Genomic DNA, 18,226 nt, shown 5'->3' with positions numbered 1-18,226 from the left:
CAACAGCTCTTGCATGAAGGACAGGAAAGTATATCAATAGCCGGAATTAAGGTCTGCTATCGATAACAGAGGGGATGCCATGAGCGACGCCGGACAATTCGGGCCGTGGGTCAGCGACGAAGCGAAGGCGCGTTTTGCCGCCTTTCTGGCAGAGTCGGCGACGCCGCCCGATCTCGCTGCGGCGCGGCCGTTCTTCCGCGACTATAACCAGCGCCTGCTGGACAAAGCGCTGGCGGGATATGCGGTCGATGTCGCCGAACGCACGATTGCCGGCGTCACGGTTTATGAGGTGGTCCCGGAGGGGCGCGCGGCCGACGCCCCGGTGCTGCTCTGCCTCCACGGTGGCGCCTTCATGTGGGGCGAAGGGCCGGGCGCGCTGCTCGAAGCGGTGCCGATTGCGGCGGTCGCCGGGATGCGCGTACTCGCGGTCGATTATCGCCTCGCGCCCGAACATGTCTATCCGGCGGCGGTCGAGGACGTCGTCGCGGTTTACCGGGCGCTGATCGAAACGGTCGATCCGGCGCGGATCGGCATTTATGGCTGCTCGGCCGGCGCGTTGCTGACGACGCAGGCGGTCGCGCGCTTCCTCCACGATGCCCTGCCGGTTCCCGGCGCGATCGGCCTGTTTCACGGCGCGCCGCTCCCCTTCTCGGGCGATGCGGCGCTGGCGCAGAAGCTGTTCGATCCGCGGGCGGGATCGGGCGCGGCGCCGAAGGTCGAGGAGCTTCCCTATTTCCTCGGCGCCGACCTTTCCGATCCGCTCGTGCTGTCCGCTGGACATCCCGAAATGCTCGCACTGTTTCCGCCGAGCCTGCTGATTTCGGCGACCCGCGATTTTGCCGCGAGTGCCGTATCGGTCATGCATCGCCGCCTGCTCGCGGCGGGGGTCGAAGCACGCTTCGTCCTGTTCGACGGGCTGTGGCACGCGCATCATATGGACGTCGATCTGCCCGAATCGGTCGAGACCTATGCGATCGTCGCGGACTTCTTCCGCAAGCGCCTCGGCTAGGGTGCCTAGCGGCTCGTCTCGCGCGCGATCAGTTCGACGGGGAGCGCGTGCGCGGGGGCAGCGGTGTCGCCTTCGATCAAGGCGATGACGGCATGGGCCAGCGCGTGGCCGGCCTCGGCGCCGTCCTGACGGATCGAACTGATCGAAGGGCGATGCACGCTGGCGATCGGCGCATCGTCGAAGCCGACGATCGCGACGTCGCCGGGGACGGAAAGCTTGCGTGCCGACAGGGCATCGCACGCGCCGGCAGCGATAAAATCGCTGGCGGCAAAGACGGCGTCGAAAGCCGTTCCGGCATCGAGCGCGCCGCGGATCGCCTCGGCGCCGCCCTCGGCAGTGAACGGGCAGGAAAGCGCCCCGACGAGGCGCGCCTCGCTCGAGGCCAGCGCTTCGCGAAACCCTTCGAGGCGCGCGGCGATTTCGGGATGCTGGACGTCACCGAGGAACAGCAGGCGCGTCGCGCCCCGGCCGACCAGATGCTCGGCGGCGAGCTTGCCGCCCATGCGATTGTCGCTGCCGACGACCTTCACGCTGACGCCGGGCACAGGCTCCCCCCAGACGACCATCGGCAGGTTCATGGCGGAAACCTGCGTGACGCGGTGTGCGCCCTCGCCCTGGCCGAGCATGACCGCACCGTCGGCACCGACCGCGCTCGACGACAGGAAATGCTCGTTGGTGGTCAGCAGGGTCGAATAGCCTGCGGGGGTCAGCGTTTCGAGCAGGCCGCCGATGATCGACAGGATCAGCGGGTCGGTGTGCGACTGGCGGCCGGGATCGATCTGGTCGATGACGACGGCAATTGTCCGCGTTTCGCGGGTGCGCAGGCTGCGGGCCGCGACATTCATCCGGTAACCGACCTGGCCTGCGACCTGGACGATGCGTTCGCGGACTTCGGGGCGGACCAGATCGCTGCCGCGTAGCGCACGCGACACGGTGATCTTCGAAACGCCGGCCAGCGTTGCGACCATTTCCATCGTCGGGCGTTCGCTCTTGCCTGTCCTGCTCATCGCTGCCCGTTCCCCAAAAGCCGAACCCCTCGGCCGTTTACCGTCACTGCCCTGCTGCGAAGTAGCGGCGGACCAGCCCTCCTATCAAGTCATTGGCTGCCGCCACCGCGGGAATTGTGATCGGCAGGAACTGGAAACCGTGCGGCAGGCCGGGCAGGCGGCGGGCCAGCGTCTCGACACCGGCGCGAACGAGCGCCGCAGCATAATATTCGCCGTCGTCGCGCAGCGGATCTTCGGATGCGGTCAGGACGATCGCGGGCGCAAGGCCGCCCAAGCAGTCGGCGCGCAGCGGCGAGACGAGCGGATCGGCGACCGAAGCGCTGCCGAGATAATATTCGCGGCACGCATCGAGATAGTTTTTCGACAGGCCCGGCGCCCCGACTTCGGCGAATGAGGGCAAGGAAAAGCTGAGGTCGGTGGCGGGATGGATCAGCAACTGGAACAGCGGCTGCGGCTTGTTTTCGGCGCGCAAGCGGAGGGTCGCGGCGGCGGTCAGATTGCCCCCGGCGCTTTCGCCGCCGAGCGCGATGCGCGCGGGATCGCAGCCGAGATCGCCGGCCGAACGACGCGCCCAGTCGAGCGCGGTCATCGCATCGTCGAGCCCGGCGGGAAATTTATGCTCGGGGGCGAGGCGATAACCGACACCGAGCACCGCGCAGCCGCTCGCGGCGGCAAGGTGCCGGGTCATCGCGTCGTGGGTGTCGAGGTCGCCGAACATCCAGCCGCCGCCGTGGAGGAAGACGAGCAGCGGCAGCGGCGTGTCGGAAGCCGGGCGATAGAAGCGAACGGGCACCCCGTCGGCATCGAGATTTGCGACATGGTCGATGTCGGTTCCGGGCATCGCGGCCGCCATCATCGCCATATTGGCGCGCATCATCGGGATAAGCTCCGGGGTCAGCGGCGGCATCTCTTGCGGCTGTCCGGTAAAGGCGGCGATATCGGGGTCGAGCATGGGCATCCTCTGATGATTGAATCGTCTTGATGACATCGATATCAATAGGCGACGCGCTTGTCCAATCGGCTTTTGGTGACGCACGGTCCAGACAAGAATGCGCCGGCACAATGGCCGGCGCATTCCCCCTTTCGGGACCTCATGAACGATAGGCGATCGGTGATCAGCGTTCGGCGTTGCCGTCGCTGCGCTTGCCCTGCGGCGCAGGCTGCGCCGCAGCGCCTTCCTGCTGCTCGGCGGTGTCCTTGAGCTGTCCCTTGGTCATGCCGGTGACGAGCACGTCGCCCGATCCGGCGAAGCTGGCGGCGGGGAGCGTCGCGACGCGGTTGCCGACCTCGACCGTCACCGCCTGCACGACGCCGCTGCCGGTCTGGCGCAGCTCCTGCACATAGCCGATGACCTTGCCGCGCGTGTCGGTGACGGCCATGCCGGGTTCGACCGCGAACATCCCCGAACCGCCCGCAGCGCCGCTGCCCGCCGCGGCGAGCTGTCCCAGACTGCCCTGGAAGCTGCCTGCGGCCGATCCGGCACCGTTCGCCTGACCCGATACGCCCGAAAGCGCGCCGCCGGCCCGGTCGCGGACGCCGCCGACTGCGCCTTGCGCGGTGCCGGTCACCGTCGAAGCGGTTCCCCGCGCAGTATCGGTTGCGCCGCGCACGGTCTGGCCGACATAGTCGGTGCCGACGGCCTGCGCATCGAGGCCGCCGCTGCCCGACGCCCCGCCGGAGCCACCGGCATTGCCGCCGATCCTATTGCCCAGCAGGTCGCCGCTGCCGTTTGCCGACCCCTTGCCGTTGGCGTCGGCGCTGCCCTTGCCGCGGACGCGGCCCGAGCGGCGATCGATATTCGTCTCGCCGCGGCCCGAGCCGGCGAGCTCGCCCGCACTGCCGAGTGTACCGCCGATCGGGCCGGTGGGATTGCCGAGCGTTCCGCCGAGCGTCCCGCCCAGATTTCCACCCAGCCCGCCGCTGCCGCCAAGGATTTGCGCCGATGCCGGCGCTGCAAAAGCCATCGCCGACGCGGCGAGCGCGAAGGCCGAGCTGAAGAGAAATCGTGTCATTGTCCTGCTCCTGCATCCGGCCCGGAGGGGATGGGCCTGGGGAGAGAACGACGGCGCCTTCTACTTTCTTCCGAAAAAAATGCGGGGGTGTTTCAGCGGCCGCCGCACGTGCCGCAGATCAGGCCGTGGCCATAGATTTTGTCGCGACCCTTCTTGCCGAGATCCTGCGCTTCCATGACGAGCGCGGCGACGGCGGGGCCGATGCGGTCGATCGCCGGCACCGGATAGCGGAGCGCGAGCCGGCCGGCGACGAGCGGGGCGGCGAAGGAGGTACCGCGCAGCCGCTCGCTGCTGCCTGCGCCGGTCGCGGCGAGGACCGCGTCGCCGGGCGCCGCGAAATCGACGTGCAGCGCGCGGCTCGCTTCGGGGAGCGCGCGGCCTTTCGCATCGACGCCGGTGACCGCGAAGACGCCGCGATAGGCGGCGGGATAGGCGGGAGGGGCGGCGGGCCCGTCGTTGCCGACCGCCGCGACGATCAGCATGCCGCGCTGCTGCGCGCGCGCCACCGCGACCGCGAGGAGCTTGTTATCGGGGCCGACAAGGCTGATCGTCGTCACCGCCACTCCGTTCTGCACCAACCAGCCGAGCGCCCGCGCGATCGCGCTCGCATTGCCGCCTGCGGGATCGGTGCCGTAGACGTCGGCAGCGAGCAGGCGCTGGCCCGCCGCAGCGCCGCGCACGGTTCCGTTGCCGATCAGCAATGACGCGACCGCCGTGCCATGGCGGCTTGCCGCAGGTGCGCCCTTCGTAAAGCCGCGCTGTTCGACGCGCCCGGCGACCGAGGGATGCGCGGCGACGCCGCCGTCGATCAGGCCGAGCGCAGCGCCTCCGCTCCCCTGCGCGGTCGCCAGCGCCGCACCGGGCAACGCGCCGCCCGGCCCGCTGGCGAAATAGATATTGTCGGCATCGACCTCCGCCCCCGGAAGCAGCTTTGCAAGTTGTTTGCGGGCGCGCGCGAGGCTGCGGTCGCCGGGAACCCGAAAGCGGGCGATGTCGAGATCGAGACCGTCGATCCGCTCGCGATCGATCAGCGCGAAGCCCTGTTTCGCCGCGGCGCCGATCATCGCATCGTCGACACCGCTGGCGATCAGGATGCCGCGCACCGCGAGCTCGCCGCGCTCGTCGAGTTCGATGCGGTCGCGATTGCCGCGAAGCAGCCCGTCGATCCGGTCGAGCCGCAGCTGTGCCAGCGTCCCGCCGAGGCCGGACAGCCGCTCGGCCGGGAGGTCGGCGAGCGGCGGCAGGGTGGGAAGGTCGCCTGGCAACCGGACCGGCGGCAGCGCGAGCTGCGCGTGCGCGCTTCCCGTCGTCCCGGGAAGGAGCAGGGCGGTCATCGCCAAAAGGGTCGCGGTCCTTCGCATGATCGTCCTCGAACGCCCGGCTCCACAGGCCGATGCAAAAAATTTAGCAGGTTGCGGAAGAAACGATAGAAGCCGGTCGTTTCTTCCTGCGACCGTGAAGAAAAGGCGACGATGCGCTTCGAAGAGCAATTGATCGAGCTGCTGCCCCGGCTGCGCCGTTTCGCGCGGGGGCTGGCGCGCGAGGCGAGCGACGCCGACGACCTGTGTCAGGGCGCGATCGAACGCGCGCTGAAATCGCAGGACCAATGGCAGCAAGGGACGAGACTGGATAGCTGGATGTACCGGATCATTCGCAATCTCTGGATCGACGAGCGCCGCGCCGCCAGGCGGCGCGGCGTCCACGCCCCGATCGACGATGCGGTCACGCAGGTCGCCGGCGACGGCGCGGCCGAGGTCGAAGCGGGTGCGCTGCGCGGCGATGTCGACGGCGCGATGGCGCGGCTGCCCGATGAGCAGCGCGAGGCCGTGATGCTCGTCCTCGTCGAAGGCTATGCTTACCGCGAAGCGGCCGAGATACTGGAGGTGCCGATCGGCACCGTCACCTCGCGCCTCGCACGGGGGCGTGAAACCCTGATGCATTTGCTGGGAGAAGCGGCGTGAGCTTTGACCCCGAAACCATCGCCGCCTTCGTCGACGGCGAACTCGACGACCTGACCGCGCATCGTATCGCGCGCGAAGCGGCAGGGGATGCGGCGTTGGCGGCGGAGATCGCCCGCTACCGCGCGCTCCGCTCGACGCTGACGGCGCATTATGCGCCGGTGGTCGAGGAAGCCGTGCCCGACCGGTTGCGCGCGTTGCTGGAAGGCAACGCCAAGGTCGACACGAGCCTTGCCGAACGCCGCGAAAACAAGCGCTCGCGCTTTGCGGCGATCCACTGGGGCGCGGTCGCTGCCGCGCTTGTTCTCGGACTGACGCTCGGTTTCAAACCGTGGCTGCCGGCGGGCGACGTGACCAGTATAAACGGGACGCTCGTCGCGTCGGGCGGGCTTGCCGAGGCGCTCGACACCCAGCTCGCCTCGAGCCAGCCCGACGATGCGGTGACGCGGATCGGCCTCAGCTTCCGTGACCGGACGGGCCGTATCTGCCGCAGTTTCGAGGGAGCCGACCTGGCCGGCATCGGATGCCGCGACGGCGGGCGTTGGACGCTCGAACGGACGCTGGCCGGGCAGGGAAGCCACGATTACCGGCAGGCGTCGTCGGGTGCGCTGGCCGCCGACGCGGCGGCGATGATGGCGGGCGACCCCTTCGATGCCGCTGCCGAGCGCGCGGCGCAGGCGTCGGGATGGGCGACCGCGCGTCAGCCGTAGCGGACGCTTCCCTCCCGCTCCTTCAACAGTTTCAGCGTCTGCTCACGCATCGCGAATTTCTGGACCTTGCCGGTCACCGTCATCGGGAAGCCGTCGACGAACAGGATGTGGCGCGGGATCTTGAAATGGGCGATGCGGCCGCGGCAATGCGCGCGGACATCGTCTTCGGTGAGGGTTGCTCCGGCGCGCGCGACGATCCAGACGCACATTTCCTCGCCATATTTTTCGTCGGGGATGCCGACCCCCTGGACATCGACGATGTCGGGATGGGTGAGCAGATATTCCTCGATCTCGCGCGGATAGATATTCTCGCCGCCGCGGATCACCATGTCCTTGATGCGCCCGACGATCCGGCAATAGCCATCCTCGTCGATCGTCGCGAGATCGCCGGTGTGCATCCAGCCGTCGGCATCGAGCGCATCGGCGGTGCGTTCGGCATCGTCCCAATAGCCGAGCATCACCGAATAGCCGCGCGTGCACAGCTCGCCGGTTTCGCCCCGCGCGACGATATTGCCGCCGAGGTCGATGAGCTTGACCTCGAGATGCGGCTGGACGCGGCCGACGGTCGAGACGCGCAGGTCGAGCGGGTCGTCGGTATCGCTCTGGAAGCTCACCGGGCTCGTTTCGGTCATGCCGTAGGCGATGGTAACCTCATCCATGTGCATGCGGTCGATCACCTCGCGCATCACCGCCATCGGGCAGGGCGATCCCGCCATGATTCCGGTACGCAGCGACGACAGGTCGAAGCGGTCGAAGTCGGGATGCTGGAGCGCGGCGATGAACATTGTCGGCACGCCGTAGAGCGCGGTGCAGCGTTCAGCTTCGACGGTTTCGAGCACCGCGCCCGGATCGAAGGCTTCGGCCGGATACACCATCGTCGCGCCGTGGACGGCGCAGGCGAGATTGCCCATCACCATGCCGAAACAATGATAGAGCGGGACGGGGATGCACAGCCTGTCGCGGGAGGTCAGGCCAATCCGCGCGCCGACGAAGGCGCCGTTGTTGAGGATGTTCCGGTGCGACAGCGTCGCGCCTTTGGGAAAGCCCGTCGTCCCGCTGGTGAACTGGATATTCACCGGCATTGCAGGATCGAGCCGGATATTCGCCAGCGCCGAGGTGTCGTTGCCGGCAAGCGCCGCGAACGGCAGGCAGCCCGCATGTTCGGTCTCGCCGAGCACGACGACGAGCCGCAGGTCGGGAAGGCGCGCGGCGTTCAACAGGCCGGGTGCCGATACGGCGAGTTCGGGCGCCAGTTCGCCGAGCATCGCGACATAATCGCTCGTCTTGTGCGACGGCGCGAGGATCAGCGCGGCACAGCCGACCTTGTTCAGCGCATAGTCGAGTTCGGCGACGCGATAGGCGGGGTTGATATTGACGAGGATCAGCCCCGCCTTTGCGGTCGCGAACTGGACGATGACCCATTCGGCGCAATTGGGCGCCCAGATGCCGACCCGGTCGCCGGGCTTCAGCCCGCGTTCGAGCAGGCCGGCGGCGACCGCATCGACGCGCGCCTTGAGCTCGTGCCATGTCCAGCGCACATTCTGGTGCCGGACGACCAGCGCCTCGCCGTCGGAGTAACGCTCTACCGTTTGATCGAACAGCGCGCCGATCGTCATCTCGATCAGCGCTTCGCTGTGGTCGCCGTGTACGAAACTATCGGTCATGCATCTGCTTTCCTGAACTCCCAATCCCTGAACTCTGCATCCCGCAATTCCTTGCGCCGGATCTTGCCGCTGACTGTCTTGGGCAGGCTTTCGACGAATGCGATTCGGCGCGGATATTTATAGGGCGCTGTGGCGGCTTTCACATGGTCTTGCAGCGCCTTCGCGAGTTCGTCCGACGGGTGGTGCCCCTTGGCGAGGACGACGAACGCCTTCACCACCTCGCCGCGCGTCGGATCGGGGCTGGCGACGACGGCGCTTTCGGCGACCGCCTCATGTTCGAAGAGCACGCTTTCGACCTCGAACGGCCCGATGCGATAGCCCGAAGAGAGAATGACGTCGTCGGCGCGACCGACGAACCAGAAATAGCCGTCGGCATCGACCGTCGCGCGGTCGCCGGTCAGGTACCAGCCGTTCTTGAATACGCTGGCGGTGCGGTCAGGGTCGCCGCGATAGCCGAGGAAAAGGCCGGGCGGGGCACGTTCGCCGACGCGGAGCGCGATGTCGCCTTCCTCGTCCGGCGGCAGGGTTTCGCCGTCGTGCCCGATCACCGCGAGATCGATGCCGGGAGTCGGGCGGCCCATCGCGCCTTGCCGTGCAGCACCGGCGCGGTTGCAGCAGAGCAGCACCGTTTCGGTCTGGCCGTAACCGTCGTGGATATCGAGCCCGGTCGCCTGCTTCCAGAGGTCGATTACCTCGGGATTGAGCGGTTCACCCGCGCTGACGCAGTGGCGGAGGTGCGCGAAGCTGCGTCCCGCCAGATCGGCGCGCACGAACATGCGGTAAGCGGTCGGCGGCGCGCAGAGCGTCGTCACCGGATGGCGTTCGAGCAGGTCCATCGCGGCCGCCGGATCGAACCCCGGCGCATGGTTGACGAAGATCGCGGCGCCCATCAGCCATGGCGCGAACAGGCTGCTCCACGCCGCCTTCGCCCAGCCGGTATCGGACATGTTCCAGTGCAGGTCGCCGGGCCCGAGGTTGAGCCAGAAGCGGCCGGTGATTTCATGCGCAAGCGGATAGCCGGCACCGTGAATCGTCATTTTTGGCTGGCCGGTCGTACCGCTGGTGAAATAGCAGAGCGCCGGATCGTCGAAGGCAGTGTCGGCGATCTCGGCTAGCGGGGCGGCGGCGGCTTTGGCCGCGCCATAGTCGATCCAGCCCGGACGGGCGCCGCCGATATGGATCAGCGGGATTGCCGCGTCGACCGGCGTTTCGTCCACCCGCGGCGCAACGTCGACCCCGGCGACGATACAGCGCGCCTCGGCCGCTGCGCAGCGATAGGCGATATCCTTGGGCGTCAGCTGCACCGTGCCGGGTGAGGCGATCGCGCCGAGCCGCAGGCAGGCGAGCATCAACTCCCACCATTCGATCTCGCGTGACATCAGGATCAGCACGGTGTCGCCGCGCCGGACCCCGGCCGACCGCAGCACCGCGGCGGCGCGTGCGGCATGCTCCGACAGTTCGGCGAAGCTGCGGTCGACGACGGCGCCGCCGCCGTCGGTCCACAGCATCGCCCGATCGTCCGGCCGCTCCTTCGCCAGCCGGTCGATCGCGTCGCGCGCGAAATTATAGTGCGTCGGCGGATTCCAGTCGAAGGCTTCGCTCATCCGCCACGGGCCACGTTGATGACCGAAAGCTGGGTATATTCGGCGAGGCCTTCCTCGGACTGTTCGACGCCGAGGCCGGAGGATTTGACCCCCGCCATCGGGATGTGCGGACCGATCGCGACATGCTGGTTGACCCAGACCGATCCGCTTTCGATCCGGTCGGCGACCGACATTCCGCGCTCGACATCGGACGACCAGACCGAAGCACCTAATCCATAGGGCGACGCGTTTGCGCGCGCGACAACGTCGTCGATGTCCGAATAGCGGATCACCGGCAGGATCGGCCCGAACTGTTCCTCGTCGACGATCTCGTCGCCGTCGGTGACATCGCGGACGATCGTCGGGCGCAGGAAATAGCCGGCACGGTCGATGATCTCGCCGCCCGCGACGATGGTGCCGTCGCGGCGCGCGTTTTCGAGGAACGCCTTCACCTTCTCATATTGCGCCTTGTTCTGGATCGGCCCGATCTGCGCCCCCTGCGCCAGCCCGTCGTCGACCACCGCGGCCTCGGCAAGCCGCGCCAGCTCGTCGCACATCGCGTCATAGATGCTGTCGTGAACATAGGCGCGCTTGATCGCGAGGCAGACCTGCCCGCAGTTCAAAAAGGCGGCGTTGAAAATGCCCTGCGCCGTCGCACGCACATCGACGTCGTCGAGCACGATGCCGGGATCGTTGCCGCCGAGTTCGAGCGTCAGCCGCTTGAGCCCGTCGGCGGCGCTCGCCATGATCTTCTTGCCCGTCGCGGTCGATCCGGTGAAGCCGACCTTGGCGATGCGCGGATCGGCGGTGAGGTAACCGCCGAGATCATTGGCATCGGTGATGATGTTGACCACCCCGGCCGGAAAGATGTCGCGGCAGAGTTCGCCGAGCATCAGCGCGGTGACCGGCGTCGTCGGCGCGGGCTTCAGCACGATCGTGTTACCCGCGATCACCGCCGGGCCGATCTTCCAGCAGGCGACGAGCAGCGGGAAGTTCCACGCGATGATCCCCGCGACGACCCCGAGCGGCTTGCGGCGGACGCGGATCAGCCCGTCGGCATCGTCCTGGATCGTCCGTTCGGCGATCTGGAGCGTTGCATAGTGGCGCAAATAGCCCTCGGCCCACGCGATCTCGCCCTGCGCTTCGGCGAGCGGCTTGCCCTGTTCCTGCGTCAGCGCGCGCGCCAGCCTATCGGCGTTGGCGACGATCGCGTCGGCGAGCTGGCTGACCTTGGTCTGCCGCTCGGCCAGCGGCACTTCAGCCCAGCCGGGGAAGGCGGTGGCGGCCGCCTCGATCGCTTCGTCGGCCTGCCGCTCGGAGGCGCGCGCAACAGTCGCGAACACCTCCTCGGTCGCCGGGTTGATCACGTCCATCGCGTGGTCGCCCTCGACCAGCTGGCCGCCGATTAGCATCTTGTAATCAGACATCCACCCTCTCCGGTCAGAATTTCGTGCCCACGGTCACGCCATAGGTTCGCGGCGTTCCGACATGATTATAGTCGAAGCCGAAGCCCGCGAGCAGGTCGACGCGCGAGGTGAAATAGAATTTGTTGGTCAGGTTCTTGCCCCATACCGACGCCGTCCAGCGCCCGTCGGCCGACTCCCAATCGATGTGGCCCGAAAGCAGTACATAGCTTTTCTGGCGCAGGCGGGGGATGTTGAGCACTTCGAAATACTGGCTCGACGAATAGTTGAGGTCGCCGTGCAGGCTGACCTTGCCGCTGCCGTCGTCGATCACCGTCGCATCGACGCCCCCGGTGAAGGTCAGCTTTGGTGCGTTCGACAGATTGTTGCCGCTGACATCGACCCCGCTGACGTGCCGCGCTTGATCTTGGTGTCGAGAATGCCGACCCCGGCGCGCAGCGTGACCATGTCGGTGGCACGCACCGTCAGCTCGGCCTCGCCCCCCAATATCTGCGACCGCGGAATGTTCAGCAACGTCTGCGCCGCGGTCGCCGGGTCGACGTTGATGAACTGCTGGTTGCTGTAGGTATAACGGAACGCCGCCATGTTGAGCGTGACGCGGCGGTCGGCGAACTGGCTCTTCAGCCCGAGTTCGAACGCATCGATCTTTTCGGCCTTTGCGACCGACAGTTCGGACGGGTCGAAAAAGGCCTGCGCGTTGAAGCTCGGTGCGCGGTAGCCGCGGCTGTAATTGCCATAGACCATGACGTCGGGGTTGATCTTGTAATCGGCGCCGATCTTCCCCGACAGGTTTTCGGTGCTGTAATCGAGCCGCGACGGCGGGATCAGGTTCATCACCAGCACTTCGTTCGGACCGAAGGCATTGGCCTCGAAATTGCTCTGTACGCCTTTGTCGTGCGTGAAGCGGATGCCGCCGCGCAGGGTGAGCTGGTCGGTGACCTCGAAGCTCATGTCCGAATAGAGCGCATAGCTTTTCTTGAGCTGGTCGAAGCTGTTGCGGAACAGGCAGCCCAAGGGAAAGCCGATCGCGCAGTCGGCATCGGTGACACCGGGCAGGCCGTCGGAATCGATGTCCTTGCCGATCTCGAACGTCGTCTGGTTATAGACCTTCTCGCGGTTGAAATAGGCGCCGAGGATGAAGTTGAACGGCCCGCCGAAATCGCTGGTAAGGCGGAGGTCTTGCGCGAATTGCGTCGCCCGGTCGGCATAGGGGATTTCGAGCAGCTCGCTCGCGGTGCCGTCGGTATCCTCGTAGAAGCTCAGCCGTCCCTTGTCCCACGAGGTGACGCTGGTGATGGCGAGTTCGTCCGAGAGGTCGACCGTGCCGGTCAGCGATACTGACCAGGTGCGGGCACGGCGGCGATCGGTGACGTTCGCTTCAATCTGGCGCCGGCCGAGACCGGGGCGGTTCACCGCTTCGGGCTGGGCATAGATGCCATAGTTGCGCGGGTTCTGGTAGCTGGTCGAGGCGCGGAGGACGAAGCGGGCGCTATCGCTCGGTTCGAAGAGCAGGCTGCCGCGCACGCCATATTCGCGGACGCTGGCCAGGTCGGGTTCGCCCGGAAGCTGGTTTTTGAACCAGCCGTCGGCGCGCGCGAAGGTGAAGGCGACGCGCGCCGCCAATGTCTCGCCGAGCGGGACGCTCACCGCGCCATTGGCTTCGTAGCGATTATAGTTGCCGTAGCCGAGGTTGAGATAGCCCTCGGTATCGCCGAGCACCGGGGTGCGGCTGATCAGGTTGACCGCGCCGCCGGTGGTGTTCTTGCCATAGAGCGTGCCCTGCGGTCCGCGCAGCACCTCGACGCGCTCGAGGTCGTACATGGCGACGCCGAGAAAAGCGAAATTGCCCTTGTAGACTTCGTCATAATAGGTGGCGACGGGGCTTGCCTGATTGAGGCTGTAGTCCGACATCGACACGCCGCGCAGCGCGAAAATCGGCGTGTTGTCGCCGACGGTCGAGGTGAGCTGGAGGTTGACGATCTTGCCCGCGAGTTCGTCGGCCTGCGTGACGCGCTGTTTTTCCAGCGAGTCGCCGCCGAGCGCGCTGACCGCGATCGGCACATCCTGCAGGCGTTCGGACCGCTTTTGCGCGGTCACGACGATGTCGGTGCCGTCCGTGGTTTCGGCCACCGCGACTTCGGTCGCGGCCTCCTGCGCCAGCGCTGGCGCGGAAACCCCCGCCATGAGCAAGGCCAGTAGCGGACGCGTGGCGTCGCGCATCATCAGCTTAGTCATCGAAAATTCTCCCCTGTCTATTCTTGTTTCTATGGCTTTCCGGCGGGGGCGAAGCGGGCGACCATGCCCGCCCGCACCGCCGCCGCTTCGGTTCGCAGCGGTTGCAGCCGCAGCCGCCCCACCTCGGCGGGTGTGTAGGGTGTGAAATCACCGGGAACATGCGCGGGATCGAAGCGCAGGAGCGACCAGTTCAGTACTTCGGCCAGTGCGTCGTCGGACAATGCGGCGGTCGCGACGCCCGGCACCTGCGCCAGATATTCGCGCCCGCCCGGCACCTGCAGGAACTGCGCGACGAACCCCGCCATCGTCGGCGTCGTCTGCGGCGTCCCCGTCGCATCGGCGCGGTGACAGCCCTGACAGGTCAGGATCCAGTTCTGCCGCGCGCGGGCCGGATTGGCGACGCCCGGCATCGCCGCGGTCCCGCTCGAAGGCGGGCTGTCCGAAACAGGCGTCGCCACGGCCGCCCCGGTCGCCAGCATCAGCGCGGGGACGGCCAGCCATTTCATTTGCCGGCGAGGCTCGGTTGGAGACGCCCGACGGCGGCGGAGTTGAGCGAGGCGCTGCCCGCGCGATATCCCGCGATCTCGCGCGCGGTGAAAGCTTTTGCCGAGCCGCCACGAACCACATGGTTGAGCACCGCCGCGACCTGTGCGTCATTGAGCCCGGCCTGCGCCGGCATCATCCCGCGATAGGCCTTGCCTTCGACCGTGATGGGTCCCGACACGCCGCGGATCACGACCAGCGCGAGATAACGGCGTCCGGCGGCGGTTCCGGCCAGCGCCCGGACATCGTTCTTCAGCGGCGGGAAGGCACCGGGAACCCCGGCGCCGTTCGCCAGATGGCAAGCGGCGCAGCGCTTGTAGATCGTCGCGCCGTCGTCGGCGGCGGTCGCCGGTCCGGCGGCTGTCAGCCCGGCCAGCGCGAAGAGGATTGCCCACTGCTTCATCACTGCTGCTCCAGCGCGACGCCGAGGATCACCGCGGTCGAGCAATTGTAGATCGCGCTCGACGTGCCGAGGCACCAGTTGATGTCGTTGTTCGCCTGCGGGCGGACCATCGGCCGGTCGCGTTCGTTGCGGTTGCAGAGGCAGCGCCCGCACGAGGATTTGCCGCAGCAATCGTTATAGCTGATGATATAGGCGCGGTTGTCGGCGGGGTTCTGGCAGGTGCCGATCCACGTAATCGGCGACATTTCGGTGCCCGGCGGGCAACTGCTCGCGGTGCCGCCGCAGCAACTGCACAGAAAACCGTCGATCGCGCAATAACGCCAGTAATCGCACTGGGTCTGATCGCCGGGATCCTGCGGATTGCCGGTCGTTTGCGGCGCGACGGGATCGCCGCCGCCGCTATGGCCATGACCCTGTGCCTGCGCCCGCGAGACCGGCAAGACAGGGATGACCGCGGCTCCCGTGATTGCGCCGCCGATCAGCGTCAGCAGGCTGCGCCGCGACGTCGCCCGGGCGACCCGGCGGGTCATTTTTTCGGAAAATTTGTCCAGTCCCGACATATTCGTCCCCTTCTTGTCGCGATGGCGGGATCAGCCGCGCGCGAGATATTCCTGGATCGACGCGACGCGGCGTTCCTTGGCTTCGAACAGGCTTTCGAGATGCTCGCGGTTGTTGACGAGGCCGAGCGAGGCGATGTTGCCCGCCTCGTCGATCAGCACGGCATAAGGGAGCTTCGACACGCCGAGCGACCGGCCGAGTTCTTCGGAGAGCACATAGTCGAAGCCCGTCAGCCCCTCGGCCATCGCCAGCCGGCGATGGGCTGCGACGTCGCCATCGCTTGCCAGCACCACATCCAGCCAGCCGCGCTCGGCGCCGCTTGCCGAACGGACGACGGGTAAGAGCGTCTTGCACACCGGGCAGTCGGGCGAGAGGAAGAAGATGAGCTGGCCGCGACGCTGCCGCTTGCCGCCGATCGCGACCTGCCGCCCGTCCAGGGTTTCGAGAGTCATTTCAGGCGCCTTGTCGCCGACATTGACCTTCTGGTGCAGCGTCAGTGCGCCGGCTGGCGCAATGCGTTCGTGCAGCACCCCGACCTGCCGCGCGAGCGCCGCGACGAGGACGCCGAGGACCCCGACGGCGATCCACAGCAGGATTTGCGAAGCGAGGAAAAATCCGGTCATCGGGCAGCACTCCGGCTGGTGGCAGGAAGATGGGCGATTTCGCCGGCCGCAAAGAGCAGCGCGACAAAGGCGAGGGCGGCGAGGATCGACTGGATGTCGAAGCCGCCGCCCCCCGCGGGAGAGATGAGGAGGACAAGCGCGCCGGCGGCGAGCGCGATCGCGCGGCCGATGACGAAGAGGCCGATCCCGCGCCGCGGCTTGCCGAAATCGCATCCGCAGTCGATCGCTGCGTCGCCGCGCCGCCGCGCCGCAAATAGTGCGGCGGCATAGAGGAACCACAGCAACGCGGCGAGCAATGCGCCGACGGGCCGCGAAGCCGGGAAAAGCAGGGAGAGCGCCGCGGCCGTCTCGGTCGCTGCGGCCGCCATCGTCACCGGCATCGCGACAACCTGGGGCAGTCGCAGGAGGCCCGACGTCGCTTGCGCAAGCCGGCCCCGATCGACGATCTTGTGCACCGCCGACGCCCCGAGGACCGCCGCCAGGAACAACGCCGCGACGGACGCGATCGCACCCATCAGCGTGCGGCCGTCATCGTCATGGGATCGTGGACGACGCTTGCGACCGTACGGACGAACGCGCCGCTCGCTGCGTCATAGACGTCGAGGGAGCCGTCGGGGCGGGATGCTACGAGCAATGGCTTTTGCTGTTGCGTCGCCTCGATCGACAGGCTGTGGTTCTTGAGCGCGATGCGGCAGACCAGCGTCTTTGCCTGCGGGTCGATGACCCACGCCTCGGTGCCGCCGTCCTTGTGCGATCCTTCGACGCCCTTGGGATTCATCAGCACATAAAGCAGCCCGGCGCGGTCGGCCGAGATGACCTGCCAGCCGGCGGGGCGCCATTCGGGTTCGCCGCCTGCCTGCGGCGGGATCGCGAAACTGCCGAGGTCTTTCGCTGCGGCTCCCGCAAAATCGATCGCGCGCAAATTGCCCTTGAAGCTGACGAACCAGCCCGTCCGTCCGACCATCGCCGGGGTCATGAACAGCGGGTCGTCGTCGATATCGTTGAACGCCTCGCTGGTGACCGCCGGTCCGGCCTTGCCCGCGGCGTCGAGCGCGATGCTGGTCATCGTGCCGTCGGCGCAGAGCGAAGTGAAACCGCGCGGCCCGGTCGGATAGACGAGCGAGCAGCCCGGCAGGTCGATGTCCGACAATATCTTGCGGCCATCCAGGTCGACGACGGTCACCGACGATCCGGGCGTGAAGTTGAAGACCAGCGCCCATTTTTCGTCGTTGGTCAGTTGCAGGCTGTTGCGCAGCGTGACGAACAGGCCGCGCTTGCCGCCGGGCAGGACGATCTCGTCCTTCGGGGCGAGCGTCTTCGTATCCCAGATGGTGATGACGTCGGTGCGCTCGCCGCGGGTCAGCCGCGAATAGAAGGTTTCGCCGACATAGATTTCGCCGCGCGTCGTCGACGGCAGGATGTTGCCGAACTGCGCGACGGGGATCTGGCCGCGCAGATTGTGGTTTGCGGCGGCGACATCGACGATCGCGGCGCGCCCGTCGGGCAGGCTGTTGAAGTGCAGGTCGTGCACGAAGACCCAGCTATCGGGATAGCGGTCGGGCAATTCGGAAACGGTCGGGACCGGCTCCTCGGGCAGCGGCTGCGGAAAATTTTGTGCGCCTGCCGCGCTGGCTGACATCAGCAGCATGGCAAAAGCCGCCATTCGATCGACGCGCGCCATTCCGGCCTCCCTGATTCAATTCCCTGGGCTCTTGTGGCCCGCATTTAAAAATTATGCGTTCGACTAACTTTAGTCAAGTGAGTAAAGTCGGACACTTGTCCGGCGAGGGCGAACTGGCTAGGCGGAGGGGAGGAGGCCCTAAAAAAGTGACCAATTTCATCGTTCCCGACCTGAAGATCACGCCGCGGACGGGGGGGTATGCGCGGGGTCAGGATGGCTTTGAGCAGATATTGCGGTCGGCGCTGACGCTGTTGGTCGATCAGGGCGCGTCGGCTCTGACGCTGCGCCGAATCGCCACCGAATCGGGAATGAACGTCGGCAGCCTCAACTATTATTTCAAATCGAAGGACGACCTGATTCGCGAACTGCTGAACGCGGTGATCAGCAGTTACGAGGAAGCGTTCGACGAGATCATCCACGAGCCCGGCGCAAGCGCCGAGGCGCGGCTCGAGAATCTGGTCGAGCTCATCCTCGAGGATATCACGACGAAGAAGACGACGCGCTTCTTTCCCGAACTCTGGGCGATGGCGAACCACGACGGTTTCGTTCACGACCGGATGAACGAGCTTTACGAACGCGCGCGCGTATCGCTCAACGAACTGATCGCGGAGATCAACCCCAGCCTGTCGGGCGAAGCGCGTGAAATACTGGCGCTGTTCATTTCCGCGTCGATGGAGGGAATGACGGTCTTCGCGGGCTACGAAAAGCCCTGGGCCGCGCGGATGCCGGTCCTGCAGGCGCTCGCCAAAAAATCCTTCATCGAGCTGGTGAAGAATCTGCGGTCCGACGACCTGAAAGTCGAATAGACCCCGGCTC

General features: G+C 66.9%; 19 protein-coding genes. 4 read left to right on the top strand and 15 right to left on the bottom strand.

Annotated elements, in window-relative coordinates; genetic code table 11:
- Window positions 1-79: 79 nt before the first annotated feature.
- Window positions 80-1,009: an alpha/beta hydrolase gene (locus tag V6U71_RS16320; protein WP_411339433.1), complete on the top strand. Its 930-nt coding sequence runs from the start codon at window positions 80-82 to the stop codon at window positions 1,007-1,009.
- A gap of 5 nt (window positions 1,010-1,014) precedes the next feature.
- Here the strand turns inward: V6U71_RS16320 and V6U71_RS16315 are convergent, their stop codons facing one another.
- The 4 genes from V6U71_RS16315 to V6U71_RS16300 form a co-directional block, all read right to left on the bottom strand.
- Window positions 1,015-2,016: a LacI family DNA-binding transcriptional regulator gene (locus tag V6U71_RS16315; protein ID WP_411339432.1), complete on the bottom strand. Its 1,002-nt coding sequence runs from the start codon at window positions 2,014-2,016 to the stop codon at window positions 1,015-1,017.
- 43 nt (window positions 2,017-2,059) lie between these two features.
- Window positions 2,060-2,974, bottom strand: a complete 915-nt coding sequence (locus tag V6U71_RS16310) for an alpha/beta hydrolase (protein ID WP_411339431.1) — start codon at window positions 2,972-2,974, stop codon at window positions 2,060-2,062.
- A 157-nt stretch (window positions 2,975-3,131) separates the two neighbouring features.
- Complete coding sequence (locus V6U71_RS16305) at window positions 3,132-4,028, bottom strand: hypothetical protein (RefSeq protein ID WP_411339430.1); 897 nt, start codon at window positions 4,026-4,028, stop codon at window positions 3,132-3,134.
- Between the two features lie 92 nt (window positions 4,029-4,120).
- Window positions 4,121-5,362: a S8 family serine peptidase gene (locus V6U71_RS16300; RefSeq protein WP_411339429.1), complete on the bottom strand. Its 1,242-nt coding sequence runs from the start codon at window positions 5,360-5,362 to the stop codon at window positions 4,121-4,123.
- Window positions 5,363-5,500: 138 nt separating this feature from the next.
- On the opposite strand from V6U71_RS16300, the gene V6U71_RS16295 reads away from it, so the two are divergent.
- A complete protein-coding gene (locus V6U71_RS16295; RefSeq protein WP_411339428.1) occupies window positions 5,501-5,989 on the top strand; it encodes an RNA polymerase sigma factor in 489 nt (162 codons plus the stop codon).
- Window positions 5,986-6,696 carry an anti-sigma factor gene (locus V6U71_RS16290; RefSeq protein WP_411339427.1) on the top strand — a complete coding sequence of 237 codons (711 nt, stop codon included), beginning with the start codon at window positions 5,986-5,988 and terminating at the stop codon, window positions 6,694-6,696. Before V6U71_RS16295 ends, V6U71_RS16290 begins: the two co-directional genes overlap by 4 nt.
- On the opposite strand, the gene V6U71_RS16285 is transcribed toward V6U71_RS16290, so the two are convergent.
- From V6U71_RS16285 to V6U71_RS16235, 11 genes are read right to left on the bottom strand one after another with little or no spacing between them, the layout of a single operon-like run.
- On the bottom strand, window positions 6,687-8,360 hold the full coding sequence (locus V6U71_RS16285; protein WP_411339426.1) for an AMP-binding protein: 1,674 nt from the start codon (window positions 8,358-8,360) through the stop codon (window positions 6,687-6,689). The two genes, V6U71_RS16290 and V6U71_RS16285, sit on opposite strands and share 10 nt — an antisense overlap.
- Window positions 8,357-9,964 (bottom strand): AMP-binding protein, encoded by a 1,608-nt coding sequence (locus V6U71_RS16280; RefSeq protein WP_411339425.1) that lies wholly within the window; start codon window positions 9,962-9,964, stop codon window positions 8,357-8,359. Before V6U71_RS16280 ends, V6U71_RS16285 begins: the two co-directional genes overlap by 4 nt.
- Window positions 9,961-11,370 (bottom strand): aldehyde dehydrogenase family protein, encoded by a 1,410-nt coding sequence (locus tag V6U71_RS16275; protein WP_411339424.1) that lies wholly within the window; start codon window positions 11,368-11,370, stop codon window positions 9,961-9,963. Before V6U71_RS16275 ends, V6U71_RS16280 begins: the two co-directional genes overlap by 4 nt.
- A 13-nt stretch (window positions 11,371-11,383) precedes the next feature.
- Window positions 11,384-11,680, bottom strand: coding sequence for a hypothetical protein (locus V6U71_RS16270; RefSeq protein ID WP_411339423.1), 297 nt, complete (start codon window positions 11,678-11,680; stop codon window positions 11,384-11,386).
- 26 nt (window positions 11,681-11,706) lie between these two features.
- Window positions 11,707-13,602: a TonB-dependent receptor gene (locus tag V6U71_RS16265; RefSeq protein ID WP_411339422.1), complete on the bottom strand. Its 1,896-nt coding sequence runs from the start codon at window positions 13,600-13,602 to the stop codon at window positions 11,707-11,709.
- A gap of 29 nt (window positions 13,603-13,631) precedes the next feature.
- The gene (locus tag V6U71_RS16260) at window positions 13,632-14,108 is read right to left on the bottom strand and encodes a cytochrome C (protein WP_411339421.1); all 477 of its coding nucleotides are present in this window, start codon (window positions 14,106-14,108) and stop codon (window positions 13,632-13,634) included.
- Window positions 14,105-14,548, bottom strand: coding sequence for a c-type cytochrome (locus V6U71_RS16255; protein WP_411339420.1), 444 nt, complete (start codon window positions 14,546-14,548; stop codon window positions 14,105-14,107). The genes V6U71_RS16260 and V6U71_RS16255 overlap by 4 nt, the downstream gene beginning before the upstream one ends.
- The gene (locus V6U71_RS16250; RefSeq protein WP_054730999.1) at window positions 14,548-15,108 is read right to left on the bottom strand and encodes a methylamine dehydrogenase light chain; all 561 of its coding nucleotides are present in this window, start codon (window positions 15,106-15,108) and stop codon (window positions 14,548-14,550) included. The genes V6U71_RS16255 and V6U71_RS16250 overlap by 1 nt, the downstream gene beginning before the upstream one ends.
- A gap of 30 nt (window positions 15,109-15,138) precedes the next feature.
- Window positions 15,139-15,729, bottom strand: coding sequence for a redoxin family protein (locus V6U71_RS16245; protein WP_411339419.1), 591 nt, complete (start codon window positions 15,727-15,729; stop codon window positions 15,139-15,141).
- On the bottom strand, window positions 15,726-16,244 hold the full coding sequence (locus V6U71_RS16240; RefSeq protein ID WP_411339418.1) for a MauE/DoxX family redox-associated membrane protein: 519 nt from the start codon (window positions 16,242-16,244) through the stop codon (window positions 15,726-15,728). Before V6U71_RS16240 ends, V6U71_RS16245 begins: the two co-directional genes overlap by 4 nt.
- On the bottom strand, window positions 16,244-17,392 hold the full coding sequence (locus V6U71_RS16235) for an amine dehydrogenase large subunit (protein ID WP_411339417.1): 1,149 nt from the start codon (window positions 17,390-17,392) through the stop codon (window positions 16,244-16,246). Before V6U71_RS16235 ends, V6U71_RS16240 begins: the two co-directional genes overlap by 1 nt.
- Before the next feature lie 164 nt (window positions 17,393-17,556).
- On the opposite strand from V6U71_RS16235, the gene V6U71_RS16230 reads away from it, so the two are divergent.
- A complete protein-coding gene (locus V6U71_RS16230; RefSeq protein ID WP_411339416.1) occupies window positions 17,557-18,216 on the top strand; it encodes a TetR/AcrR family transcriptional regulator in 660 nt (219 codons plus the stop codon).
- Window positions 18,217-18,226 lie beyond the last annotated feature (10 nt).

Source organism: Sphingopyxis sp. J-6 (assembly GCF_046603995.1).
Taxonomy (GTDB): domain Bacteria; phylum Pseudomonadota; class Alphaproteobacteria; order Sphingomonadales; family Sphingomonadaceae; genus Sphingopyxis.
Note: the sequence above shows the minus strand (reverse complement) of the source record. Positions and strands in the feature narration are given on the sequence as shown.